Raw genomic sequence first — 23570 nt, 5'->3', positions numbered from 1 at the left:
TGCCGGTGCCGTCCTGCTTCTCGATCCCGCCGATACGGTGCTCAAGGCCCGGCGTGCCCGGGACGGCCCAAGGGCGGGCCAGTGTCCGCGGATCGCGCTTGTAGGGCCAGAACACCTCGCTCCCGTCGTCCAGGACGTGGTTGGGCCCTTGCGGGAACTGCACCAGCATCTCGGGCAGTTCATCGGGCTGAGGGATGCGCCAGGGTTCGGAGCCATTGGCCAGATAGCCGTCACTCAAGAGAAACACCGGGGTGCGATAGGTGACCGCGATCCGTGCCGCCTCCAAAGCGGCGTCGAAGCAGTCCGCCGGCGTCTTCGGCGCCACGATCGGCACCGGCGCCTCACCGTTGCGCCCGTACATCGCCTGCAGCAGATCGGCCTGCTCGGTCTTGGTCGGCAATCCGGTGCTCGGCCCACCCCGTTGGATGTCCACGATCAGCAGCGGCAGTTCGAGGGAGACCGCGAGCCCGATCGTCTCCGACTTCAGCGCCACCCCCGGCCCGGAGTTGGAGGTGACGGCCAGCGACCCCCCGAACGCCGCACCGAGCGCGGCGCCGATGGCGGCGATCTCGTCCTCGGCCTGGAAGGTCCGCACCCCGAAATTCTTGTGCCGGGACAGCTCGTGCAGGATGTCGGAGGCCGGAGTGATCGGATACGAGCCCAGGAACAGCGGCAGCCCCGTCTGCCGACCGGCCGCGATCAGCCCGTACGACAGCGCGAGGTTCCCGGAGATGTTGCGATACGTACCCGAAGGGAACGCCGCGGTGGCCGGAGCGACCTCGTACGAGACGGCGAAGTCCTCCGTCGTCTCGCCGAAGTTCCAGCCCGCCCTGAAGGCCGTGATGTTCGCCTCCGCGATATCGGGCTTCTTGGCGAACTTCGCCCGCAGGAACCTCTCCGTACCGTCGGTGGGCCGGTGATACATCCACGACAGCAGCCCCAGCACGAACATGTTCTTGCACCGGTCGGCGTCCTTGCGGGAAAGGCCGTGGGACTTCAGCGCCTCGACCGTGAGCGTGGTCAGCGGGACGCGGTGCAGGCGGTAGGCGTCAAGTGCGTCCCCTTCCAAGGGGTTTGAGGCGTACCCGACCTTCTGGAGTGCCCGCGAGGTGAACTCGTCGGTGTTGACGATGATCTCCGCGCCGCGCGGCACATCGGCGATGTTGGCCTTCAGGGCGGCCGGGTTCATCGCGACCAGGACGTTCGGCGCGTCACCCGGCGTGAGGATGTCGTGGTCGGCGAAATGCAGCTGGAAGCTGGAGACTCCGAGCAGGGTCCCGGCAGGTGCACGGATTTCGGCGGGGAAGTTCGGCAGCGTCGACAGGTCGTTGCCGAAGGACGCCGTCTCGGACGTGAACCGGTCGCCGGTGAGCTGCATGCCGTCACCCGAGTCACCCGCGAAGCGAATGATCACCCGGTTCAGACGACGGACATCCTTGCTCCCGGAGGGCGGGGACTCGTTGCTCTCCACTGTATGAACGGCCACCGGCCGTCCCCCTTCCCGTAGACATGGACGCAGTGGGCTGACTGTCGCCGAACGTAGGCAGTGGTCCTTGCGACCGGGCAAAGCGGCAAGTGGGCGGGGGAGACCCGGGGCCGAACGGAACCCGCCGGGCACCCATGAGATCTTCATGTGCGAGCCATGAACCCGTGCCTTTCGGCGCGCTGTCCGGCTGCCGGATACTCGGTGGCCGACCACGCATCGGAAGGGGGCGCGCCATGCCGGATCCCGTCGGTCGGCAGCCGCTGCACCTGTGGTCGCTGAGCGAGGACGTCGTCGTGGAGACCACGGACGACGCGGTGGTGCTGACGGGCCGGTTCGGCACAGAGGAGCTCATCGACCCTGATCCGGTCGTCCGCGAGGCGCTGCGCCGCATGGAGCTCGGCCCTGTCCTGCCCGCCAACGTCCGGGCGAACCCGGAGGGCAGCATCTGCCTGGTGCTCCTGCCCACGCTGAGCCGGCTCTCCCACCTGACGGTGCGCACCCTGGGCCTCGACGACCTGAGGGGGCCGCTCCTCTCGGTCTCTCCCGAGTCCCGGCTCGCGACGTTCTCTCCCCACGAGCTGGAGGCCGCGGACGAGATCCGGCTGCCCCGTGACGTCCGGGTGACACTGGACGCCGCGGGGGTCGCGCTGGAGTCGGCCGCCTCGCTGCACCGGGTGGTGCTGCACCGCCCGGAGGCGGTCTGGGTGGTCGGCATGCTCGCCTGGCCCGTCACCCCCGACGCCGCCACGGAGGCCCTGCCGCTGCACCCCGAGGTGACGGACGGCATCCTGCGCTACCTGGTGGCGGCGGGCATGGCGAAGCCGGTGCATCCACCGGCCCCGGGAGCGGACTCCTAGCCCCGGGAGCGGACTCCGCCCCGGGAGACCGGGGAGTTCAGTACAGCCAGCCGGAATCGCGGGCGATGCGGATCGCGTCGACGCGGTTGCGGGCGTTGAGCTTGGAGACGACCGTCGTCAGGTAGTTGCGGACCGTGCCGGTCGTCAGGTGCATCCGGGAGGCTATCTCGGGCGCCTCCGCGCCCTGCGAGGCCAGCTTGAGCACTTCGTTCTCCCGCTCCGTCAGCGGGTTCTCGGCGCCGCCCCAGGCCGCGAGAGCCAGCTGTGCGTCGACGGCGCGCTGGCCCGCCGCGACCCGCCGCACGGCCTCCGCCAGCTCCTTCGGCGGGGCGTCCTTGAGGAGATAGCCGGACACGTGCGCGGCGAGCGCCCGGCGCAGCGTGCCGGGCCGGCCGAGGCTGGTGAGGATGAGCGTGCGGCACTCCGGCATCCGCTCGCGAAGATGGGTGGCGGCCGTCAGACCGTCGAGGCCGGGCAGGTCGATGTCGATGACGGCCACGTCGGGCTTGGTCTCCAGGGCCCTGGCGACGATCTCGTCCCCCCGCTCGACTTCGGCCACCACGTCGAGATCGGCCTCCAGATTGAGCAGCGCGACCAGCGCGCCGCGGACCATGTGCATGTCCTCAGCCAGCAGTATCCGAATCACGGCCCCCCCGTAATCAGCGAATTCCGGCCGGATTCTATCAAGCAGGTGGTCAGATCCGATGAAGCGGTGACGTCCTGCTCGGCTCAACTGCCGGTGAAACAAGCCCTGTCGGGCTACTTCTGCTCGGCGGGGACCACCACCCGCAGACGGAACCGGCTGCCGTCGATGCGCCCGGCCTTCACCTCTCCGCCGATCGCCCGCACCCGCGCCTCCAGGTTCATCAGGCCGCTGCCGCCGTGCGGAGAGGGCTCGTGATGATCCGGGGCGGCTCCGTCATTGGCGACCAGCAGGTGCACCATGTCGTCCGACTGGACCGCTTCGATGGTGCAGATGTCGGCCTTGCTGTGCCTCAGTACATTCGTCACCGCTTCCCTGAGCACCGCCGCGAGGACCGAGGACGTCTGCGTACTCACGCTGCCGAGGGAGACCCGTACCTGCGTGCCGATGTCCGCCGCGCTCAGCACCGAGCAGGCCGAGCTGATCTCCTGGTCGAGGGACATGTCCTGAAACCCTCTGGCCACCCGCCGCACGTCGGCCAGCGCGTCGCGCGCCACGGACAGGACGTCCTGGACCTCTTCTCTGGCGCGCTGCGGATGCTGCGGTATGAGCCGGTGGATGAGCTCGCTCTTCAGCGTGATGGCGGAGAGGCTGAAGCCGAGCAGGTCGTGCAAGTCCCGTGCGAAGCGCAGCCGTTCCTCGGTCACGGCCATGTGGGTCAGCTCGTCGCGGGCCGCGTGCACCTCCCTGACCAGCTCGCTCAGCCGGGAGAGCCCGTACGTGACCAGGCCGGTCAGCAGCGTGGACTGGCAGAGGTAGACCACGACGAGGACCGACCGGCCCTCCAGGGCGGCGGGCACCGAGAGGCTTGCCCCGACCACGGCGTAGAGGCTCCAGCCGACGCGCGCGGGCAGCAGCAGAAGCAGCGACCCGGCGAGGAATCCCGCCATGGCGCCCCATTCGGCGCGGAAGACGAAGAAGGGCAGGTAGGTCAGGAGCGCCTGGACGCCCAGGGTGAGAATGCGCTGCCACAAAGGCGCCCGGTTGGCCCCGGGCGCCGAGTGTCTGAGCTGCAGCGCGAGAATGGCCGCGAGCGACACCAGGGCGATGCCCTGCTGCTGCCCCGTCAGCTCCGCGCCCAGGATGTTGAGCAGGGTGACAACGGTGTAGCTGAGCAGCGCCATCACCAGGATGACGTGGGCGACCCGGGGAGCCGGCAGGTCCCTGCTCTGCTTCGCCGGCCGTGCCGCCCCGGGCCGCCCGCTGTCTCTCGCACGCTCACCGTTGCTTCTGTCAGCGATGTCTAACCGTTCGTGGTTGTCCACCGATCGCGACCTCTTCTCGCAACTGTGTGCGTCTGTCTGCGGATGATATGTGAAGACCATGACAACCGCGTAAGAGTCCGCATGAGTACTCAAAAGTCGCTTTACGAGGGGCAGTTCACCGATAGGAGTTCCGGTGGAAGCGTCCGGTCACACGAAGAGCGGTACGGGATTCAACCCTTCGTACGGGGTCGGTGCGTCGAGCCGGCCCATGGCCACCGGAACGTCGAAGAGCCGTCCGGGAGCGAACCGTGCCCAGAAGTGACGCAGGCCCGGCACCACTACCTTCACGACCGGAACCTCCAGGTCCGGCCTGCTCTGGTCGAGCACGAGGAGCTCCATCCCCCGGTCCCGCACCAGTGCGGTGATGGCCTTCACGTCGTCGAGGAGGTCAGCCCGGTGGCCGTGACTCCAGCTCTCCGGCACGCGCGGGGCCATCCGGCGATCGGGCCGCAGATAGGGCTGGTTGGCGATCGTGGCCTGGCGCCACCAGCCGAGCGGCTCGGGATCCGTGAGCGCGTAGCCGGTGCCGTCCGCCCGCGCGTCGCACACGGTGGGCAGCAACTGGCCGAGCTCCGACAGGGCCCGGCGCATCGCCACCCGCGGGTCGAAGTGTGCCCCGAACCCGAAGATCACGTCCTCGGCGGGCTTGTCGGTGCGCCGGGACAGGGCGGCGAAGACCGGAATGCCGAGATCCGAGGTGAGGTCGAGCACCCAGAGCTCGCGCCGCAACCGGGCGCAGGCCGTGCGGATCCGATCGGCGTACGGCTCGGCGAAGGCGTCGACGTCGACCGCCGGTTGCCGGGTGCGGTTGTACCACCACAGAGCCACCGCGTCCCGCTCGACCAGCTCCAGGAACCCCTGGACCAGGGCGTCTTCGCGGCTGCTGCCCGCCGCGTTGCCGTTGGAGTCGGCGTACAGACCGTCCGGTGTCGGCTCGCCGTGGGTGAAGTAGAGCATCGAGGTGGGCAGCAGGCGGCGGGCCCCGGACGTCAGGGACCACACGGGTGTCCACTCCGTCGGCCGGTCCTCGGCGAAGGGGCGCGGGACGTACTGGAAGCTGGAGAACCGGGAGTTCCAGCGCTCCCTGGCGCGGAACTGCCGCTCGTCGTAGAGCTGGCAGGTGTTCGGGTGCACGGCTTCGGACCCGAGGCCGCGGTAGGTGTCACGCACCACCGGCTCATCGCCGTGCCGGGTCCCGCTGTAGCGCTCCACGGCCTCGCACAGGGCGCTGACCCGGGCCTCCGTCTCGGTGAGCCCTTTCCCGCCGCTCAGCGCGCGCAGCCCGGCACGCAGCCCGCCGAGCGTATGCGCGCTCATGGCCAGATTCGGGCCGGAGATGCAGGAGTTGAGGCCCTCGGGGGTGCGGGGCGCGCGGCGGATCTCCTTGACGATCCCGGTCACCGGGTCGATGAGGTGGCCGTGCCTGGCCAGCATCTGCTCGGGGGTCAGCGCACGGTGCCCGCCGCCCGACGCCGAGGGCGCCTTGAGACGCGTGACGGGGACGAAGGGCCGGTCGACCCAGGCCGCCACGGTGCCCGGATCGCCGCAGACGGGGCACTGCGTGCGCCGGTCGACGCGATGGCTGCGGCCCCGCATCCGCAGGGTGTCCCAGGTGTGGAGTTGCCCCTGGGAGTCGTCCCTGACCCCGGCGAGCCACTTCGCCGCCTCCAGGACGGCCAGGTTGAGGGCGATGGCGCGGCCCGCGTGCAGCGAGGCCGCGGGCCTGTCCGGCGGACCCTCGATGCCGAGCGCGCGCCGTACCGGGCCCTCGGCGCGCCGGTGCCCGGAGAGCCGGGATCCCAGACAGGTCCAGCAGGGCCCGCCGTCCGGCCGGAAGACCGGGCCGACCCAGGGTTCCGCGCCGCAGGCCCGGGCGATCAGCCACGGTGTGCCCCGGCTGCGGTGCGCGGTGTCCAGGTCGCGCAGGCGCGGCGCAAGGTAGTCGTCGCACAGTACGAGCGTGAGGTCCGCGGCGCCGCCCTCGGGAGCGAGCAGGAGCCCGGAGGCCCGGCAGGCGGCGCGGACCGCTTCGGGATCGATGTCGTCGAGCACTTCGAGGCGCAGCGAAGCCCGCCGCAGCCGGGCGGCCGCCGCCCCGCCGTCGAGACCGGCCAGATCCCAGTAGGCCTCGGCCGCCTCGCGTGCCGTGCCGCCCGCCGGAGCGGACGGCACGGCACGCGGGTGGAGGCGCAGCAGGCCGGCCGTCGTGAGATCGTCCAGCGACCGCATGACGGACTCCGCGTCGAGTCCCGGAGCGGCGTCGCGCACGACGCCTGCCAGGTCGCGGGTGCCGTCGAGCAACGGCACCAGAAGCTCGGCGTGTTCGCCGCGCAGCGCGGTCACCCCGAGCCGCGACACCAGATATGTGGCTTCTCCCGGTACGACGACCGGGCGCAGATGAAGCTTGAATCCGAGACCCGCCCCGTCGCTCCCCAGCGACGGACGGGCCTGCCACCCCCCGGTGAGAGTCATGCCGTGAGCCACCCGCGCACTTCTGGGCGACGGTTCTCGGCCGGCTCGGAGCCGGGCGCCCGGGGAGCGGGCGTCTTCGGGGCGGGCGGTTCGGCGATGGTGCAGATGGAGGCCAGCGCGACGCCCGGACCCAGCGCGTCGCTCAGGTTCTCGATCACCAGGCGCGGATGCTGCGGCTTGGTGCGCGATGCGGAGTACTGCTGTACGGGCTCGAAACGGTGCTGCATGACAAGGGTCATGAACGTATTGCCCTTCCGTGCCGATCCGGAGTTGCTCTGTGGCACGTCATACTTGTGTGCGACAGAGGCCGGAAACAGTGGCCCTCTCACGGGTGAGGCGTGAAGTTCTCACAGTGAGATTCCGGCCAGCACGTGGCGCTGAACACCCCTTGTCCGACTGCCCGACTGCCCGACTGCCCGTTGTCCGCGGTCCGGTGACGTCAGGAAGCCGACCGCACGAGCGTGAAGACCGCGCCCTCCGGGTCGGCGACCGTGGCCATCCGCCCGTGGGCGCTCTCGCGCGCGGGCTTGACGAGGTGGCCGCCGAGTTCGATGACCCGCTCCACCGACTTGTCCACGTCGGTGACCTCGAAGTGCGTCATCCAGTGCGCGCCCCGGTCCCGCGGCAGGGCCTGGCCCACGCCGTGGATCGAGGCCACCGGCCGGCCGTCGACCTGAAGCGTCACATGGTCGAAGTCGGCCGCGGCGGGGGTCTCTTCGGTATATCCGAAAACCGCCTGGTAGAACTTCACGACGCCCGCCGTCTCCTGCGTCACCAGCTCGTTCCAGGCGACCGCTCCCGGCACCCCGACCAGCGCGGCGCCCGCATGCTCCGCCGCCTGCCAGATCCCGAACACCGCGCCCGCGGGGTCCACCGCGATGGCCATCCGCCCGGCCGACCCGGCGTCCAGCGGACCGACCCCGATCGTGCCGCAGCAGTGCCGTACTGCCTCGGCGGTCATGTCCACGTCGTCCGACGCCAGATACGGCGTCCATGCGATCGGCAGATGATGATCGGGCGGCAGCTGGCCGATGCCGGCGACCTCGTGGCCGTCGAGCAGCGCCCGCACATAGGGCCCGAGCTGCTCGGGGCCCGGCCGGAACTCCCAGCCGAACAGCGCTCCGTAGAACTCCCGGGTCGCGGCCAGGCCGTGCGCCATCAGGCTCACCCAGGTGGGTGTGCCGGGCGTGCGGCGGACGGCCCTCAAGTCGTCACGCTGACCCGTCGGCCCCCATGCCTCCGTCATCGTCACTCTCTCCTCGGCCCGTAGTGGTGGCCGCTCGGCTTGATTTCGGACGCGCGTGACCCTCGCGCGTCGGTGCCCGCCCGTGCAGATGCTCGCACCACCGGTGACGCCGTGCGCACCGGCCGCGCCGCGTTCCGCGCCCCGGTCAGAGGATGCCCGGTTCACCGTTTCTCATCCGTTGACGCGCGGTTGCTCGGTTGTGTTCTTCGGCAGTACACGGCGTGCTCGATTACTTACGCCATGTGTTCGGGGGTCTCCGGCGGAGCAGGGTAGCGGGACTTGACCGAAGCGGCCACCCCGTACGTCAGGATGGGGCCATGAATGCCATCATCTCCGCATCCGAACTCGCGAGCGACTCGGCGGGCGAGAATCCGCCGGTGCTCCTGGACATCCGCTGGCAGCTGAGCACCGCGAAGACGGCGGGAGCCCCCGCCTTCGACGGCCGGGCCGAGTACGAGAAGGGCCACATCCCCGGAGCCGTCTTCGTCGACCTGGACGCCGACCTCGCGGGCCCCGCGGGCGCGGGCGGCCGGCACCCCCTGCCGGACGTGGAGCACTTCGGCGCGGTGATGCGGGCCGCCGGGGTCGGCGCCGACCGTGACGTGGTCGTATACGACGGCGGTCAGGGCTGGGCCGCCGCACGTGCCTGGTGGCTGCTGCGCTGGACGGGGCATCCCTCGGTGCGCGTGCTCGACGGCGGGCTCGCCGCGTGGGACGGACCGCTCCGTACGGGGGACGAGCGTCCGGCGGCCGAGGGTACGTTCGTCCCCGAACCGAACGCCAAGGATCTCCTGGACGCCGACGCCGCGGCGGCCCTGGCCCGCTCGGGGCTGCTCCTGGACGCCCGCGCGGCCGAGCGCTACCGCGGTGACGTCGAGCCGATCGACCGAGTCGGCGGCCACATCCCGGGCGCGGTATCGGCGCCGACCGTGGAGAACGTCGCGGCGGACGGCACTTTCAGGCCGGCGGCCGATCTCGCGGACCGCTTCAACTCCCTGGGGGCGTCCGACACTTCCGAGGTCGGCGTCTACTGCGGCTCCGGTGTATCCGGCGCCCACGAGGTGCTCGCGCTCGCGGTGGCGGGCATTCCGGCGTCGCTGTACGTCGGCTCGTGGTCGGAGTGGTCGTCGGACGAGTCCCGTCCGGTGGCCAAGGGGCCGGATCCGCAGTAGCGAGCGGAGGCTGACACACGTGGCCGGGCCCCGCACCTGAACGGTGCGGGGCCCGGCCACGTACAAGAAGGTGCTACTCCTGCTTCTTGCGGCGCGTGCCGAAGACGATCTCGTCCCAGCTGGGCACGGCGGCCCGGCGGCCGGGCCGGACGCCGTCGGCCTCCGCCTGGCGGTCGGTGGTGCCGACGAGACGGTCGCGGTGGCTGGCCACCGAGCGCGGCATGAGGACGTCCGCGTACGCGGCACCCGCACCGGCCGAAGCGGCGGGGGGCTCTTCGGCCTCCGGGTCCTGCTCGGGCTCCTCGGCGGGCGGCAGATCCGTGGTCGGCAGCGCGGGGCGCTCCGGCACGATCATGTCGCCGCGGAAGCTCGGCACCGCCTCCAGGAGGCTGGTGAGCGAGTCCCGCTCCGACTCGGAGACGGCCGCGGTCGCCGCGGTGGCGGCCGTGCTCTCCTCCGCGGGCTCCGGGGGCGGCGGCGCGCTCGGGCGCTCCAACTGCCGGTCGAGCGCGCGGTCGAGCGGCCGGTCGAGCGAGGGCCTGTCCCTGGGCAGCCGGGCGATGCGCGGCACGAACGGGAAGCTCGGCTCGGGCGCGGCGATGTCGTCCGTCTCGCCGATCAGCGAGCGGGCCTCGTCGTCCACGGCCTGTACGAGCCGCCGCGGCGGGTCGTACGTCCAGCTCGCGGAGTGCGGTTCGGTCGCGACGCGGTAGACGAGCAGGACCTCCCAGGTGCCGTCGTCGCGGCGCCAGGAGTCCCACTGCACGGACTCCTTGTCGGCGCCGCGCAGGAGCAGCCGCTCCGAGACGGCCTCGCCGAGCTGGGGCCCGGTGTTCTCGCCGGGACGGCGCACGGGGGTCTTCCGGGCCCGCTCCGCCATGAAGGCGCGCTCGGCGAGCACGGGTCCTTCGAAGCGGCGGACGCGGTCCACGGGGATTCCGGCGAGCGAGGCGACTTCTTCCGCGCTGGCACCGGCACGTATACGTGCCTGGATGTCACGGGGGCGGAGGTGGCTCTCCACCTCGATCTCGATCTGGCCGAGGCGCGGACGGTCACCGCGCACCGCGGCGCGCAGACGCTCATCGATCGGAAGCGTGTACTCCGTGCTGTCCGCAGCCTTCAGCACCAGCCGTGTGCCGTCGTTGCTGACGGCCACGACACGCAGTTCGGGCATGGGGACCTCCCGGGTGGTGCCTGCCGACGTCACGTGCGTCGCTGCTTCCGCTAGTCGAGTGTGGCCTGCCCGGGTGCAGCCTGCCACAACCTTGCCGAGTTGCCCGGCGTGTCGGGCATGGGCCCTCGGTCGCCGTTATGCCACGGTTACCATTTCGCAACTCTCGGTGACCAATTTGGTCACCCTGTGCAGCGAGCCCCCTCCCGGCGGTTCTGGAAGGCTCCGGGCACCCAGGTGGGAGACCGGACCCAGGGCTCGCAACAGTACTCCATTCGGGCCACGCGGGTGGTCCGCCGCGCCGCCGAAGTTCTCGCGGGGGGCGGGAGTTGACGCCCGGAGATACCCGGGCAGGGTGGCACGACAGTGGCGCACTTCACGGAAACTCCAGAAACGGAACTATCCACTTCACCCATACGTCCCTTTCTCGGACAGGTAGTCGCGAAAGGCAGGCAAGGGTCGGAGATGCGTGAAAAGCCGGATTCCGGCAAGGAGTCGAAGGACCGGGCAGCGGACCAGGAGGAGCCGGGAGGGAAGCGGCGTCTCGATCTGAGTGTGCCGCAAGTGGCGGGGAGCGCGGTGGCCGCGGTCGTCGCGGCGAAGCTGGCGTCGAGCTTCGGCGTCTACGGCACGATCCTCGGCGCCGGTGTGGTCAGCGCCGTCGCGACCTGCGGCGGCACGCTCTTCCAGCACTTCTTCAGCCGCACGGGCGAGCAGATACGCGACGTCACCGTGCACGCCAAGCCGAGGGCGCGGCAGGTCCCGCTGACCGACGGCTCGGGTGCGCCGGTGGCGCAGACGTTCAGGGCGTCGGCGTACACGGACGCGACGGCACACGCCGCGCCCGGGCCGGTGACGACGACATGGGGCAGGTCGGCCGAACCCGAAGCCACCTCGGTGCTGCCCGCCGCGGGCGACGCGGAGCGGACGACGGTGCTGCGAGTGACGGACGCCGAAGCCGATGCCGATGCCGACCGTACGACGCTGCTGCCGGTGGCCGGCTCCGACGCGGACCGTACGACGCTGCTCCCCGTGACGGGTACCGGTGCCGGTGCCGACGCCGAGAAGACGCAGCTCCTTGGTTCGGTCGACGCCACGCGGCCGGTGCCGCGGGACGACGCCACGCGTGTGCTGCGGCAGGCGGATCCGGCCGGGTCGGCCGTGGCGGCCCAGCCGCTCGAACCGCCGCTGCCCCCGGACGAGTTCACCGAGGGCGTGACACACCGCACACAGACCCGCAGCTGGAAGCGCCCGCTGGTCGCGGCCGCGGTGGTCTTCGGTGTGGCCATGGCCGGCATCACGACGTACGAGATCGTCTCCGGCGAGGACTTCAGCGGGGGCAACGGCACCACGATCAGCAACAGCTTCACGGGCGGCCGCAACAGCTCGCCGGACCGGCCCTCCACGCCGTCGACCGATCCTTCCGGGCAGCCGTCCGACGGCGCTTCCACGGGCACGGACGACGGTTCGCGGCAGGACGGCGACGCCTCGCAGGACCCGGAAGGGACGAACTCGCAGTCGCCGGACAACGGCAACGACTCCGGCTCGGACAGCGGTTCGAAGGGTGACACCGGCAAGGACACGGACTCCGGCCAGGACTCCGGAACGGACTCCGGGGACGGCGACGGCTCGAAGACGGACCCGACTCCCACGCCGACCCCCACCCCGACCCCGACGCAGACCCCGTCGAACAGCGGCGACACCGGCAGCGGCAGCGACGTACAGCGAGGAGAGACCGCCAACCCGTAGGCGAGGCCCCCGGGCCGCCTGCCCGGCGGCTCAGTCGCCCAGGACGCGGCGCAGGTAGTCGTTGCCGAACAGGCGGTCCGGGTCCAGGCGGTCGCGCAGGGCCGTGAACTCGGCGAAGCGCGGATAGGCCCGCGCGAAGTAACCGGCGTCGCGGGTGTGGATCTTGCCCCAGTGGGGCCGGCCCTCGTGCGCGGTGAAGATGCGCTCGGCGGCGGTGAAGTACGCCTGGTAGGGCGTGCCCCGGTACATGTGGACGGCGATGTACGCGCTCTCCCGGCCCGACGCCGTGGAGAGCGTGATGTCGTCGGCGGGGGCGGTGCGGACCTCCACGGGGAAGCTGATCCGCAGGTTCGAGCGCTCCACCATCGTCTTCAGCTCGCGCAGCGTCTCCACGAGGGCCGCCCGCGGAACGGCGTACTCCATCTCCATGAAGCGCACGCGGCGCGGGCTTGTGAAGACCTTGTAGGGGATGTCCGTGTAGGTGCGGGCGGAGAGCGCCTTGCTGGAGATCCTGGCGATACCGGGGACGGTCGCGGGGACGGCTCTGCCGATCGTGTTGACCACCTGGAAGAGGCCGTTGGAGAGAATCTCGTCCTCCACGAAGGCGCTGACCCGGCCGGGAGGCGCCGCGGGGCCGAGGCTGCGGTTGTTGCGCTTGGTGTTGCAGTTGCCGGTGTGCGGGAACCAGTAGAACTCGAAGTGCTCGTTCTCGGCGTAGAGCGCGTCGAACTCACGGGTGACCTTGTCGAAGGTCATCGGCTCCTCACGGGCGGTGAGGTAGAAGACGGGCTCCACGGCGAAGGTGATCGCGCTGATCACGCCGAGTGCGCCGAGGCCGATCCGGGCCGCCGCGAAGACCTCGGGATTCTCCTTCTCGGAGCAGGCGAGCACCGTGCCGTCCGCGGTGACCAGTTCAAGTGCCACGATCTGCGCGGATATCGACGCCGATTCGCGGCCGGTGCCGTGCGTCCCCGTGCTGATCGCGCCGGAGACCGTCTGCTCCATGATGTCGCCCATGTTCGTGAGCGAAAGGCCCTCGCGGGCGAGCGCCGCGTTCAGGCGCTTGAGCGGCGTGCCCGCTTCCACGGTGACGGTGCCGGCCTCGCGGTCGATCCGGCGTATGCCGGTGAGGAGTTCGGGGCGTATCAGAAGGCCGCTGGTCGCCGCGGTCGCCGTGAAGGAGTGGCCGGTGCCGACCGGCTTCACCTTCAGGCCGTCCTCCCTGGCCTGCCGCAGCGCGTCCCTGAGTTCGTCGACCGACGCCGGAGTGACCTCCCGGGCCGGGCGGACGGTGACGTTGCCCGCCCAGTTACGCCACGCCGCTGTGCTCTTCCCGCTGCCCGTTGCCGTGCTCATGGTGGGTCCCTCCCCGTCGCGGAACCGGCTTCTGAAGCCGGCGATACCCAAGGAATCCGACCGCCACCGCGACGGCTCCCGAGAGTCCGGGGACCGTGTACCCGGCATCCGATCCGGCCGCGTCGATGACCCAGCCGGCCGCGGAGGAGCCGAGCGCGACGCCGACCGCGAGTCCGGTGCTCACCCAGGTCATGCCCTCGGTCAGCTTCGCGCGTGGTACGTGCTGTTCGACGAGGGCCATCGTCGTGATCATGGTCGGCGCAATGGAGAGGCCCGCGATGAACAACGCCACGGCCAGAAACGGAAGGTTCCCGACCAACTGAAGCGGGATCATACTCACGGCCGTCGTGCAGACACCCAGCAGCCACCTCGGCTCCGGAGCACCCTTGAAGCGCATCAGCCCGAAGGCGGCCCCGGCCAGGCAGGAGCCCAGGGCGTACACCGCGAGCACCAGGCTCGCCGCGGCCTTGTGACCCTGGTCCTCCGCGTACGCGACGGTCACCACGTCGATGGAGCCGAAGATCGCGCCCGTCGCCACGAAGGTCACGACGAGGACCTGGAGCCCGCCCGAGCGCAACGCCGAGCCCTTGGTGTGGTGTTCACGGCCGTGCGGCACGGGCTCGGTGGCCCGCTGCGACGTCAGCCAGAAGACGCCGACGGCGAGGAAGACCCCGGCCATGAGCGGCCCGGCCTCGGGGAACCACGTCGTGGAGAGCCCGATCGAGATGATCGGACCGAAGATGAAGCAGACCTCGTCCACCACGGACTCGAAGGAGTACGCGGTGTGCAGCTGCGGAGTGTCCCGGTAGAGGACCGCCCAGCGCGCCCTGATCATCGATCCCACGCTCGGCACACAGCCGACGAGTGCGGCGAAGGCGAAGAGCGTGAAGTCCGGGAGTTCGTACTTCGCGCAGAGCAGCAGGCCGGTGACCGCGGCGAGCGACGCCAGGGTCGCGGGCCGCAGCACCCGGCGCTGGCCGTACCGGTCGACCAGGCGCGAGATCTGCGGGCCGATCGCGGCGGCGGAGAGCGCGACGGTCGCGGAGAGCGCGCCCGCAAGGCCGTACCGCCCCGTGAGCTGGGACACCATCGTCACGATGCCGATGCCCATCATCGAGAGCGGCATCCGGCCGAGGAAGCCCGCCGTCGAGAACCCCTTGGTGCCGGGGGCGGCGAAGATGGCGCGGTAGGGGCTGGGCACGTGGACTCCGCTGAGGCGCCGGGGCGGCTCCGCGAGGGGCATGCGGGGAGCCGTTCCGGTAAGGCGTAAAGATGGCCCATACAGCTTACGGCCCCGACAGGCCCGGCCGCACCGTGATTTTCGGCTGTCAGTGCCGGGTGGCAGGATCGGATGCATGTCCGATGCTCTCGATGCCTCTCCCTATGACGCCCTGCTGCTGCTCTCGTTCGGCGGCCCAGAAGGCCCTGACGACGTGGTCCCGTTCCTGGAGAACGTGACGCGGGGGCGCGGTATCCCCAAGGAGCGGCTCAAGGAAGTGGGGCAGCATTACTTCCTGTTCGGCGGGGTCAGCCCGATCAACGACCAGAACCGCGCCCTGCTCGACGCCCTGCGCAAGGACTTCGCGGAGCACGGCCTCGACCTGCCGGTCTACTGGGGCAACCGCAACTGGGCGCCCTATCTCACCGACACCCTGCGCGAAGTAGTCCGGGACGGCCACCGCCGCGTCCTCGTCCTCGCCACCAGCGCGTACGCGTCGTACTCGGGCTGCCGTCAGTACAGGGAGAATCTGGCGGACTCCCTCGCCGTGCTCGCCTCCGAGGGCCTCGACGTGCCGCGCGTCGACAAGCTGCGGCACTACTTCAACCACCCCGGCTTCGTCCGCCCGATGGTCGACGGGGTCCTGAAGTCCCTCGCCGACCTGCCCGACGACGTCCGGGCAGGGGCGCACCTGGCCTTCACGACGCACTCCATCCCGACGGCCGCCGCCGACACCTCGGGGCGCGTCGAGGACCACGGGGACGGCGGTGCGTACGTCAAGGAGCACCTGGACGTCGCCCGGCTCATCGCCGACGCGGTGCGCGAGGAGACCGGCGTCGAGCACCCCTGGGAGCTCGTCTACCAGTCGCGCAGCGGCGCCCCGCACATTCCGTGGCTCGAGCCGGACATCTGCGACCACCTGGAGGAGCGGCACGCCGCCGGGGCACCCGCGGTGGTGATGATCCCCATCGGCTTCGTCTCCGACCACATGGAAGTCCTGTACGACCTCGACACCGAGGCCGAGGCGAAGGCCGCGGAGCTCGGCCTGCCGGTCCGCCGCTCGGCCACGGTGGGCGCCGACCCGCGGTTCGCCGCCGCGGTGCGCGACCTCGTCCTGGAGCGTGCGGGCAAGGAGAGCGGGCGCGAGGTGACGCCCTGTGCCCTGGGCGCGCTCGGCGCGAGCCACGACCTGTGCCCGGTGGGCTGCTGCCCCTCGCGCGCCCCCAAGCCCGCGGCCGCGGGCGCCGACAGCCCGTTCGCATGACGCAGCACCCCGCGGGGGCCCACAGGCACCTCGCGGGGCCGCGCAGGCACTCAGGCGCCCGCAGGCACCCCCAGGCGCCCCCAGGCACAAGGAGCACCGTGACCGACCCCGCAGACCAGCAGCTGAAGGCCGAACTCCTCGGCGTCGCCCTGGAGGCCGCGCATCGCGCCGGCGCCTTCCTGCGCGACGGGCGCCCCGAAGACCTCGGGGTGGCCGCCACGAAGACCAGCGCGGTCGACGTCGTCACCGAGATGGACATCGCCTCCGAGAAGCTGATCACCGCTTTCCTCGCCGAGCACAGGCCCGACGACGGCGTGCTCGGCGAGGAAGGCGCGAGTTCCGCGGGCAGCAGCGGCGTCAGCTGGGTGATCGACCCGATCGACGGCACCGTCAACTACCTCTACGGACGGCCCGACTGGTCGGTGTCCATCGCGGCCCGCAAGGACGGCGAGACGCTCGTCGGCGTGGTGGACGCCCCGATGCGCGGCGAGACCTACCGCGCGGTCCTCGGGGAGGGCGCGTTCGTCAACGACAAGGCCGCGCACGTGCGCCCGGCGCCGCCGTTCGGACAAGCCCTCGTCGGCACCGGCTTCGGGTACGTGGCCGAGCGCCGCATCCGCCAGGCCGAGGTGGCGGGCCGGCTGATCCCGCTGGTCAGGGACATCCGCCGGGGCGGCTCCGCGGCGATCGACCTGTGCGACGTGGCACTCGGCCGCCTGGACGCGTACTACGAGCGCGGTCTGAACCCGTGGGACTTCGCCGCCGGTGACCTCGTCGCCCGGGAGGCGGGCGCGCTGACCGGCGGACGCCCCGGCCAGGCCCTTTCGGGCGAGCTGGCAGTCGCGGCCCCGCCGGGCCTCTTCGAAGACCTCCAGGGCCGCCTTGAGGACCTCGGCGCCTGGCACGACTGACGGACCGCATGCGAAGGGGCCCCGGCATCTCGTACGGATGCCGGGGCCCCTTCGCGCGCTCCGATCGCTCTCGACGGCGAATGGATCAGGCGTGCAGCACGCCGACCTCCACCCCGTGCTCGGCGGCCAGCCGGTGGAGATCTTCGAGTTCGGCCTGCTCGACCTCGGCAAGGAAGTCGTCGCCCGTCTCACGGGCCATCGTGAGGTCGGACTCCGTGGCCTTTATGCGCTGCAGCAGTCCTGCGGTGAAAGCGTCCATGGTTGCGCCCCCTCGGCTGGGTCGTGTGGGTCGATGGCACGGGGGTGTGCCCTCAAGGAAGGGGCGATCACGACTCGCGCCGTCCGCCCTGGAGAAAAGCGGGTTGTGGCGCGCCACATACAAAGCGTGATCGCGGGGTGTGGAGTCGTCCTCCCCTGGCTCCCTCCGCCGGAAACCTCAACCGTCGGAGAAAATCCCGCATTCCCCGGCCGGGACACCGCCTTACAGCCGGTTTACGACCGAAAGGGGCAGGATGGAGCCCACACCCCACGAACAGACCTGCCCGCAGGGGCACAGAGGAAGGACAGCGCCGTGCGTGTACTCGTCGTCGAGGACGAGCAGCTGCTCGCCGATGCGGTGGCCACCGGACTGCGCCGGGAGGCCATGGCCGTCGACGTCGTGTACGACGGAGCGGCCGCCCTGGAGCGCATCGGGGTAAATGACTACGACGTCGTGGTGCTCGACCGGGACCTCCCGCTCGTGCACGGTGACGACGTCTGCCGCAAGATCGTCGAGCTCGGCATGCCGACCCGCGTCCTGATGCTCACCGCGTCGGGCGACGTCAGCGACCGCGTCGAGGGCCTGGAGATCGGCGCCGACGACTATCTCCCCAAGCCCTTCGCGTTCAGCGAGCTCACGGCACGCGTGCGTGCACTCGGACGGCGTACGAGCGTGCCGCTGCCGCCCGTCCTGGAGCGCGCCGGGATCAAGCTCGACCCGAACCGCCGCGAGATCTTCCGCGACGGCAAGGAGATCCAGCTCGCCCCCAAGGAGTTCGCCGTCCTCGAAGTGCTGCTGCGCAGCGAGGGCGCCGTCGTCTCCGCCGAACAGCTCCTCGAAAAGGCCTGGGACGAGAACACCGACCCGTTCACGAACGTGGTCCGGGTGACCGTCATGACCCTGCGGAGGAAACTCGGCGAGCCCGCCGTCATCGTGACGGTGCCCGGCTCCGGTTACCGGATCTGACCCCCGGTGGCCGCGACCCCGGCGCCACCAGCAGCGCCTCCGAAGCCCACCTGGGACCCCAGGAAGGCCGAACCACCTTTTCCGTGGCTGCGCCCCACCATCCGGATACGGCTCACCCTGCTGTACGGCGGCATGTTTTTGATCGCGGGCATCCTGCTGCTCTCGATCATCTATCTGCTCGCCGCGCAGGCCCTGCACGTGGGCACCGACCTGCCGTTCAAGATCGTCTCCGGACAGGTGGCCAGCGACAGCTGCAACTTCCCGAGCTCGCCGTCGGCCGGCGAGCTCAACCACGCCATGAACGCCTGCGTCAACGAACAGCGACAGGACGCCCTGGACAACCTCCTGAGCCGCTCCCTGCTCGCCCTCCTGGGGCTCGCGGTGATCGCGTTCGCCTTCGGTTACGCCATGGCGGGCCGCGTCCTCTCGCCGCTCGGCCGCATCACGCGCACGGCGCGCAGGGTGGCCGGCACGGACCTGTCGCGGCGCATCGAACTGGACGGACCCGACGACGAGTTAAAGGAGCTCTCGGACACCTTCGACGAGATGCTCGACCGCCTGGAGCGGGCCTTCACCGCCCAGCAGCGCTTCGTCGGCAACGCCTCGCACGAACTGCGCACGCCGCTCGCGATCAACCGCACGCTGCTCGAGGTGCACCTCTCCGACCCCGGGGCGCCCCCCGAGCTCCACCAGCTCGGCAAGACGCTGCTCGCCACGAACGAACGCAGTGAGCAGCTCGTGGAGGGCCTGCTGCTGCTCGCCCGCAGCGACAACCAGATCGTGGAGCGCAAGCCGGTCGACCTCGCCGAGGTCGCCGACCGCGCCGTCGACCAGGTGCTTTCGGAGGCGGACGCGAAGGGCGTGGAGATCCGCGGGGAGCGCGGCGCGGCCGTCGTCCAGGGCAACGGCGTACTCCTGGAGCGGATCGCCCTGAACCTCGTCCAGAACGCCGTCAGGTACAACGTGCCGGACGCGGGCTGGGTCGAGGTCACCACGGAGGCCCAGCACGGCCAGGCGGTCCTCGTGGTGTCGAACACGGGCCCGGTGGTGCCCGCGTACGAGATCGACAACCTCTTCGAGCCGTTCAGGCGGCTGCGGACCGAGCGGACGGGCAGCGACAAGGGCGTCGGACTCGGCCTGTCGATCGCCCGGTCGGTGGCGCGGGCCCACGGGGGCCGTATCATCGCGGAGCCGCGCGAGGGGGGAGGGCTCGTGATGCGAGTCACCCTTCCTCTCTGAGATGCTGCCGCCGACGCGCCGATGTGTTCGCTTTGCGCGGAATTTCCCGGACCCGTTCCGTGAGATTTCGTGTGCGATCGATCACAGGGGCGAATTTTCGGCCATCTACTCTCCGTGATCGTGAAAGTCGTCGGAAAGCCGGGAAAATCCGGGTTTTCGGGGGTCTTGATCACGGGAAGTACACGGGGTGGCGCCTGTGTAGTGCGACATCCGGACCGTGTACGGTCCCGATCGCCATCCAAACCGATCACCTCTTCAGGGGTGCGGTTGGGTGTCGATTGAGTAACAGACCTTGATGTGAGGCAAAATCTCCGCCTCAGGTCGGGCACAAGTCCGGCCTCTCACGCGTTACGAGCGCTGAGACACCGCAGACACCCAGAGGGGGAGAGCGACATGGCAACGGACTACGACACCCCACGCAAGACCGACGATGACGTCAACGAGGACAGCATCGAGGAACTGAAGGCGCGGCGGAACGACAAGTCGACCTCGGCCGTAGACGTCGACGAGTTCGAGGCCGCAGAGGGCCTTGAGCTGCCCGGCGCGGACCTTTCGAACGAGGAGCTCGCCGTGCGCGTGCTCCCGAAGCAGCAGGACGAGTTCACCTGCATGAGCTGCTTCCTGGTGCACCACCGCAGCCAGCTGGCCAAGGAGAAGAACGGCCAGCCGATCTGCCGCGACTGCGACTAGGGCAGGGTCGGCCGTGACAGGCTCGACCCCGCCGAGGAAGCGCCGCTTCCGCAAGCGCGGAGCGGACCAAGAGAACGTCGCCCCCGACGGCGTGCGTGACGACGAGCGGGGCTCTTCCCCCCAAGGGAAAGCCTCGCTCGGATCAGCGAACGCCCTGGAGGCGGCTCACGACGCGACGGCGGTCGACAAGGCGTCCGGGACCCACGGGTCCAGGGGTCGCGTTGCCGCCGTCACGGACGGAGTCAAGGCGGGCGTGCGCGCGAGCGGACGCGGCGCCAAGGCCGGCATCGGCTATCTCGCCGACCGGATCATCGAGAACGCCCCGCGGATCCCGGTCCGCGACCTGGACACCCTCCGCAAGCAGTTCCCGGGGCTCGGCCCCGACCAGCTCGCGGACAAGCTCATCTCCGGCGCCGCCAACGCGACCTCGACGGTCGGGGCCGGAATCGGCGTCGCGGTGATGCTGCCCGTGCCGCCGGCCATGCCCGCGGAACTGGCCGCCGAGATCACCGGAGTCGCGGCGATCGAGCTGAAGCTGATCGCCGAGCTCCACGAGGTCTACGGCCGCCGCCCGCCCGGCAACCTCAAGGAGCGCAGCGCCGCCTACCTCACGGCGTGGACCGAGGAGCGCGGCATCGACGTGGCGAAGCCCGCGACGGTCAACGCGGCGCTCGGCGGCCAGATGAAGCGCGAGCTGCGCCAGCAGATCATGAAACGCATGGTGCGGAACCTCCCGAACCTGATGCCCTTCATGGTCGGCGCCGCCGTCGGGGCCGTGATGAACCGCCGGGACACCAAGAAACTCGCTGAGCGGGTCCGTGCGGACCTGCGGAGGTCCCAGGTGCCCTGGGGCTCCCTCCGCGAACTGCCGCCCCTTGAGCAGCCCGCGCAGCCCCTGGACCCGTCACATCCAGGCAACCCGCCGGGGAACCCGCCCGAGGCGCTGGGCGCCTGAGCGCCCGCAGACCCCTCGGGCGTCTGCCCTCAAGCAGTCCGTACGGCCGTGAGCGCCGCCGCGAGCGCCTCGGGGTGCCGCGTCGACACGTACACGTACGGAGTCGGGTCCTGCGGGTCCGTGATCTCCACGCGCAGTGCCGTGGGGATGTAGGCGCGCAGCAGCATGAAGGCGCGCGGGTCGGCCTTCGGGCCGCGCCAGGCGCGTGCCTCTTCCGCGTCCAGGATCTCGGGCTCGCCCAGGGCGGAGACCGGAATCTTCGCGTCGCCCACGACGAACGAGTCCGCCACCACGCGGATGCGCGGGGAGCCGTACGAACTGGTGACGACCGCGGCGACCGCCGTCCCCGCGACCAGGCCGCCGAGCAGCGGCAGGGTGCCGAAGGGGACCATGATCAGCGCGGCCGCGACACCGACCAGGAGCGAGACAAGCCACCAGGAGCGGGGCGCCGTCAGGCGTTCTTCGTAAGGCTGCATGCAAGCAAGCTTGGCACGATGAGCTGAGCCGGCGAGGTTCGGGGCAGTCTGCGCGCAGCGCTGTCAGGCAGGGCGGCGGTGGGAGACGGGCGGGCGGGTAAGGTCTGCGGTCGTGAGTGGTACTTCAGCAGCTCTGACGCCCCCGGCCGACGCAATAACGCCCGTCCGCCACCCCGACGCGCCCGCCCCCGGCGAGCTCATCGGAGCCCATTACGAGCACTGTTTCGGCTGCGGCGAGGGCCAGGCCCACGGGCTGCACCTCGCGACGCGGGCCGGCGAAGGTGTGGGCGTCACCGCCGAGTTCACCGTCCGGGAGGCCCACCAGGGCGCGCCGGGCCTCGCCCACGGCGGGGTGCTCGCCACGGCGCTCGACGAGACGCTCGGCTCGCTGAACTGGCTGCTGCGGGTGATCGCGGTGACCGGACGCCTGGAGACCGACTTCGTGCGGCCTGTACCGCTGGGCACCGTGCTCTTCCTCGACGCCGAGGTGACCGCCGTCTCCGGGCGGAAGATCTACTCGCGGGCCACCGGGCGGATCGGCGGCCCCGACGGGCCCGTCGCCGTCCGCGCCGAGGCCCTCTTCATCGAGGTCAAGGTCGACCACTTCATCGAGAACGGCCGCCCGCAGGAGATCCGGGCCGCCATGGACGACCCGGACCAGTCCCGCCGCGCACGTGCCTTCGAGGTGAACCCGTGACCCCCGTGACCGCCGCCCGCCGTCCGGAGCTCGACGTACAGATCCGCCGCGTCGACCCCGAGGTGCCGCTGCCGTCCTACGCGCAGCCCGGCGACGCCGGAGCCGACCTGCGCACCACCGAAGCGTGCGAACTCGCTCCGGGGGAGCGGGTGGTGCTGCCCACCGGGGTGTCTATCGCGCTCCCCGAGGGGTACGCGGCCTTCGTGCACCCGCGATCGGGGCTCGCCGCACGCTGCGGTGTCGCCCTGGTGAATGCCCCGGGGACGGTGGATGCCGGGTACCGTGGAGAGATCAAGGTGATCGTGGTGAATCTCGATCCGCGCGAGGTCGTGCGGTTCGAGCGCTTCGACCGGATTGCCCAACTGGTCGTCCAGCAGGTCGAGAAGGTGCGCTTCCGCGAGGTGGCGGAGCTTCCCGGCTCGGCGCGGGCCGAGGGGGGCTTCGGGTCCACCGGCGGCCATGCCGCCGTGGGCACAGGCTCGGATGAACAAACGGGTGGGAATCGATACGCATCGGTCGTATCTGACCGGGAAGGACAGTGACGTGTTCGGACGTCGCAAGAAGGACAGTGCCGCCGACGCGGCGGGCGAGGCCGAGCAGGTCGTCGGGGCCCCTGACGGTGCTGACAGTGACGACACGGCCGCGGCGCCGTCACGAGTGGCGCTCGAGCCCGAGCCCCGCCCCGACGGTCCCTGGGACGCCTCGGAGGTCCGGGAGCCCGGAGAGGGCCGGGTAGACCTGGGCGGCCTCTTCGTGCCGGGCGTCGAAGGCATGGAGCTGCGGGTGGAGGTCGCCGGTGACGCGATCGTCGCCGCGACCGTCGTGCTCCAGGACAGCGCCATCCAGCTGCAGGGCTTCGCCGCCCCCAAGAAGCAGGGCATCTGGGGCGAGGTCCGCGAGGAGATCGCCTCCGGCATCACCCAGCAGGGCGGTGTCATCGACGAGGTCGAGGGCCCTCTCGGCTGGGAACTGCGCGCGCAGGTTCCGGTGCAGCTGCCGGACGGCACGGGCGGCGTGCAGGTCGTGCGCTTCATCGGTGTCGACGGTCCGCGGTGGTTCCTGCGCGGGGTCATCTCCGGCCAGGGCGCGGTGCAGCCGCAGGCCGCGGGACTCCTCGAACAGATTTTCCGGGACACCGTCGTCGTGCGCGGCGAGGGCCCGATGGCGCCCCGCGACCCGATCGTCCTGAAGCTGCCCGACGACGCCCAGATGGTCGCCGAGGGCACCGTCCAGCAGGAGCAGCAGGAGGGCTCGCGCTTCTCCGGCGGCATGGGCCAGCTCCAGCGGGGCCCTGAGATCACCGAGGTGCGCTAGCCGACGCGGACAGCAGCGAGGCCGATGGGCCGCACTCCTATACGGGAGTGCGGCCCATCGGCGTTTTCGCATTTTCGGGTTCTCGTGTTTCCGCAGGTGAGAG

At 70.9% G+C, this 23570-nt stretch carries 23 protein-coding genes; 12 read left to right on the top strand and 11 right to left on the bottom strand.

From position 1 onward, the window contains the following. A partial coding sequence (locus IE226_RS19060; RefSeq protein ID WP_190082472.1) for a 2-oxoacid:acceptor oxidoreductase subunit alpha occupies window positions 1-1486 on the bottom strand: 1486 nt, incomplete at its 3' end. 233 nt (window positions 1487-1719) lie between these two features. Here IE226_RS19060 and IE226_RS19055 point away from each other — a divergent pair. Further along, the gene (locus tag IE226_RS19055; RefSeq protein WP_190082471.1) at window positions 1720-2343 is read left to right on the top strand and encodes an NADH oxidase; all 624 of its coding nucleotides are present in this window, start codon (window positions 1720-1722) and stop codon (window positions 2341-2343) included. 37 nt (window positions 2344-2380) lie between these two features. Here the strand turns inward: IE226_RS19055 and IE226_RS19050 are convergent, their stop codons facing one another. The 5 genes from IE226_RS19050 to IE226_RS19030 all read right to left on the bottom strand — a co-directional run bounded on the left by IE226_RS19050 (window position 2381) and on the right by IE226_RS19030 (window position 8029). Next, window positions 2381-2989 carry a response regulator transcription factor gene (locus tag IE226_RS19050; RefSeq protein WP_190082470.1) on the bottom strand — a complete coding sequence of 203 codons (609 nt, stop codon included), beginning with the start codon at window positions 2987-2989 and terminating at the stop codon, window positions 2381-2383. 113 nt (window positions 2990-3102) lie between these two features. After that, a complete protein-coding gene (locus IE226_RS19045) occupies window positions 3103-4170 on the bottom strand; it encodes a sensor histidine kinase (RefSeq protein WP_190082469.1) in 1068 nt (355 codons plus the stop codon). A 288-nt stretch (window positions 4171-4458) separates the two neighbouring features. Next, window positions 4459-6783, bottom strand: a complete 2325-nt coding sequence (locus IE226_RS19040; RefSeq protein WP_190082468.1) for a TOMM precursor leader peptide-binding protein — start codon at window positions 6781-6783, stop codon at window positions 4459-4461. Continuing rightward, window positions 6780-7022 carry a hypothetical protein gene (locus IE226_RS19035; RefSeq protein WP_190082467.1) on the bottom strand — a complete coding sequence of 81 codons (243 nt, stop codon included), beginning with the start codon at window positions 7020-7022 and terminating at the stop codon, window positions 6780-6782. The genes IE226_RS19040 and IE226_RS19035 overlap by 4 nt, the downstream gene beginning before the upstream one ends. A 200-nt stretch (window positions 7023-7222) precedes the next feature. Beyond that, window positions 7223-8029 carry a VOC family protein gene (locus IE226_RS19030; protein ID WP_190082466.1) on the bottom strand — a complete coding sequence of 269 codons (807 nt, stop codon included), beginning with the start codon at window positions 8027-8029 and terminating at the stop codon, window positions 7223-7225. A 317-nt stretch (window positions 8030-8346) separates the two neighbouring features. Between IE226_RS19030 and IE226_RS19025 the strand changes: the two genes are divergently transcribed. Beyond that, window positions 8347-9201, top strand: coding sequence for a sulfurtransferase (locus IE226_RS19025; RefSeq protein WP_190082465.1), 855 nt, complete (start codon window positions 8347-8349; stop codon window positions 9199-9201). A 73-nt stretch (window positions 9202-9274) separates the two neighbouring features. Here IE226_RS19025 and sepH read toward each other — a convergent pair whose 3' ends face one another. Further along, a complete protein-coding gene (gene sepH, locus IE226_RS19020) occupies window positions 9275-10375 on the bottom strand; it encodes a septation protein SepH (RefSeq protein ID WP_190082464.1) in 1101 nt (366 codons plus the stop codon). 462 nt (window positions 10376-10837) lie between these two features. On the opposite strand from sepH, the gene IE226_RS19015 reads away from it, so the two are divergent. Further along, a complete protein-coding gene (locus tag IE226_RS19015) occupies window positions 10838-12121 on the top strand; it encodes a hypothetical protein (protein ID WP_190082463.1) in 1284 nt (427 codons plus the stop codon). 30 nt (window positions 12122-12151) lie between these two features. Here the strand turns inward: IE226_RS19015 and IE226_RS19010 are convergent, their stop codons facing one another. Both IE226_RS19010 and IE226_RS19005 read right to left on the bottom strand, forming a co-directional pair. After that, window positions 12152-13477, bottom strand: a complete 1326-nt coding sequence (locus tag IE226_RS19010; protein WP_190082462.1) for a D-arabinono-1,4-lactone oxidase — start codon at window positions 13475-13477, stop codon at window positions 12152-12154. Continuing rightward, a complete protein-coding gene (locus IE226_RS19005; protein ID WP_190082461.1) occupies window positions 13431-14678 on the bottom strand; it encodes an MFS transporter in 1248 nt (415 codons plus the stop codon). The genes IE226_RS19010 and IE226_RS19005 overlap by 47 nt, the downstream gene beginning before the upstream one ends. 154 nt (window positions 14679-14832) lie before the next feature. Between IE226_RS19005 and IE226_RS19000 the strand changes: the two genes are divergently transcribed. Beyond that, a complete protein-coding gene (locus tag IE226_RS19000) occupies window positions 14833-15960 on the top strand; it encodes a ferrochelatase (protein ID WP_190082460.1) in 1128 nt (375 codons plus the stop codon). 98 nt (window positions 15961-16058) lie between these two features. Then, entirely contained in the window at window positions 16059-16871 is an 813-nt protein-coding gene (locus IE226_RS18995) for an inositol monophosphatase family protein (RefSeq protein ID WP_229871221.1), read from the top strand. A gap of 85 nt (window positions 16872-16956) precedes the next feature. Here the strand turns inward: IE226_RS18995 and IE226_RS18990 are convergent, their stop codons facing one another. After that, on the bottom strand, window positions 16957-17130 hold the full coding sequence (locus IE226_RS18990; protein WP_190082458.1) for a hypothetical protein: 174 nt from the start codon (window positions 17128-17130) through the stop codon (window positions 16957-16959). 312 nt (window positions 17131-17442) lie between these two features. Between IE226_RS18990 and IE226_RS18985 the strand changes: the two genes are divergently transcribed. From IE226_RS18985 to IE226_RS18970, 4 genes are all read left to right on the top strand, one after another. Beyond that, window positions 17443-18096, top strand: a complete 654-nt coding sequence (locus IE226_RS18985) for a response regulator transcription factor (protein ID WP_135331070.1) — start codon at window positions 17443-17445, stop codon at window positions 18094-18096. 6 nt (window positions 18097-18102) lie between these two features. Then, the gene (locus IE226_RS18980; RefSeq protein ID WP_190082457.1) at window positions 18103-19335 is read left to right on the top strand and encodes a sensor histidine kinase; all 1233 of its coding nucleotides are present in this window, start codon (window positions 18103-18105) and stop codon (window positions 19333-19335) included. A gap of 393 nt (window positions 19336-19728) precedes the next feature. Further along, complete coding sequence (locus IE226_RS18975; RefSeq protein ID WP_055563079.1) at window positions 19729-20025, top strand: DUF4193 domain-containing protein; 297 nt, start codon at window positions 19729-19731, stop codon at window positions 20023-20025. A 13-nt stretch (window positions 20026-20038) separates the two neighbouring features. After that, on the top strand, window positions 20039-20980 hold the full coding sequence (locus IE226_RS18970; RefSeq protein WP_190082456.1) for a hypothetical protein: 942 nt from the start codon (window positions 20039-20041) through the stop codon (window positions 20978-20980). Between the two features lie 29 nt (window positions 20981-21009). On the opposite strand, the gene IE226_RS18965 is transcribed toward IE226_RS18970, so the two are convergent. Further along, window positions 21010-21456 carry a DUF3093 domain-containing protein gene (locus IE226_RS18965; protein ID WP_190082455.1) on the bottom strand — a complete coding sequence of 149 codons (447 nt, stop codon included), beginning with the start codon at window positions 21454-21456 and terminating at the stop codon, window positions 21010-21012. 112 nt (window positions 21457-21568) lie between these two features. Here IE226_RS18965 and IE226_RS18960 point away from each other — a divergent pair, with 112 nt between their 5' ends. Genes IE226_RS18960 through IE226_RS18950 form a run of 3 tightly spaced genes read left to right on the top strand, consistent with a single transcriptional unit; the run spans window position 21569 to window position 23467 of the window. After that, window positions 21569-22153 carry a PaaI family thioesterase gene (locus tag IE226_RS18960; protein WP_190082454.1) on the top strand — a complete coding sequence of 195 codons (585 nt, stop codon included), beginning with the start codon at window positions 21569-21571 and terminating at the stop codon, window positions 22151-22153. After that, on the top strand, window positions 22150-22695 hold the full coding sequence (gene dut, locus IE226_RS18955) for a dUTP diphosphatase (protein ID WP_229871219.1): 546 nt from the start codon (window positions 22150-22152) through the stop codon (window positions 22693-22695). The genes IE226_RS18960 and dut overlap by 4 nt, the downstream gene beginning before the upstream one ends. A gap of 1 nt (window position 22696) precedes the next feature. Further along, complete coding sequence (locus IE226_RS18950; protein ID WP_190082453.1) at window positions 22697-23467, top strand: DUF3710 domain-containing protein; 771 nt, start codon at window positions 22697-22699, stop codon at window positions 23465-23467. The last annotated feature ends 103 nt before the right edge of the window (window positions 23468-23570 follow it).

Origin of the sequence: Streptomyces longisporoflavus (assembly GCF_014649775.1) — a bacterium.
Classification (GTDB): domain Bacteria; phylum Actinomycetota; class Actinomycetes; order Streptomycetales; family Streptomycetaceae; genus Streptomyces; species Streptomyces longisporoflavus.
The sequence above is the reverse complement of the archived record's forward strand: the minus strand, read 5'-3'. Positions and strand labels throughout refer to the sequence as shown.

Excerpts from the sequence above, each read along its gene's own strand:
- IE226_RS19035 (WP_190082467.1), bottom strand. The coding sequence starts at position 7,022 with ATGACCCTTGTCATGCAGCACCGTTTCGAGCCCGTACAGCAGTACTCC.
- IE226_RS19015 (WP_190082463.1), top strand. The coding sequence starts at position 10,838 with ATGCGTGAAAAGCCGGATTCCGGCAAGGAGTCGAAGGACCGGGCAGCG.
- IE226_RS19000 (WP_190082460.1), top strand. The coding sequence starts at position 14,833 with ATGTCCGATGCTCTCGATGCCTCTCCCTATGACGCCCTGCTGCTGCTC.
- IE226_RS19045 (WP_190082469.1), bottom strand. The coding sequence starts at position 4,170 with ATGGCGCTGCTCAGCTACACCGTTGTCACCCTGCTCAACATCCTGGGC.
- IE226_RS18990 (WP_190082458.1), bottom strand. The coding sequence starts at position 17,130 with ATGGACGCTTTCACCGCAGGACTGCTGCAGCGCATAAAGGCCACGGAG.
- IE226_RS18965 (WP_190082455.1), bottom strand. The coding sequence starts at position 21,456 with ATGCAGCCTTACGAAGAACGCCTGACGGCGCCCCGCTCCTGGTGGCTT.
- IE226_RS19010 (WP_190082462.1), bottom strand. The coding sequence starts at position 13,477 with ATGAGCACGGCAACGGGCAGCGGGAAGAGCACAGCGGCGTGGCGTAAC.
- IE226_RS18975 (WP_055563079.1), top strand. The coding sequence starts at position 19,729 with ATGGCAACGGACTACGACACCCCACGCAAGACCGACGATGACGTCAAC.
- sepH (WP_190082464.1), bottom strand. The coding sequence starts at position 10,375 with ATGCCCGAACTGCGTGTCGTGGCCGTCAGCAACGACGGCACACGGCTG.
- IE226_RS19055 (WP_190082471.1), top strand. The coding sequence starts at position 1,720 with ATGCCGGATCCCGTCGGTCGGCAGCCGCTGCACCTGTGGTCGCTGAGC.
- IE226_RS19040 (WP_190082468.1), bottom strand. The coding sequence starts at position 6,783 with ATGACTCTCACCGGGGGGTGGCAGGCCCGTCCGTCGCTGGGGAGCGAC.
- IE226_RS19030 (WP_190082466.1), bottom strand. The coding sequence starts at position 8,029 with ATGACGGAGGCATGGGGGCCGACGGGTCAGCGTGACGACTTGAGGGCC.
- IE226_RS19025 (WP_190082465.1), top strand. The coding sequence starts at position 8,347 with ATGAATGCCATCATCTCCGCATCCGAACTCGCGAGCGACTCGGCGGGC.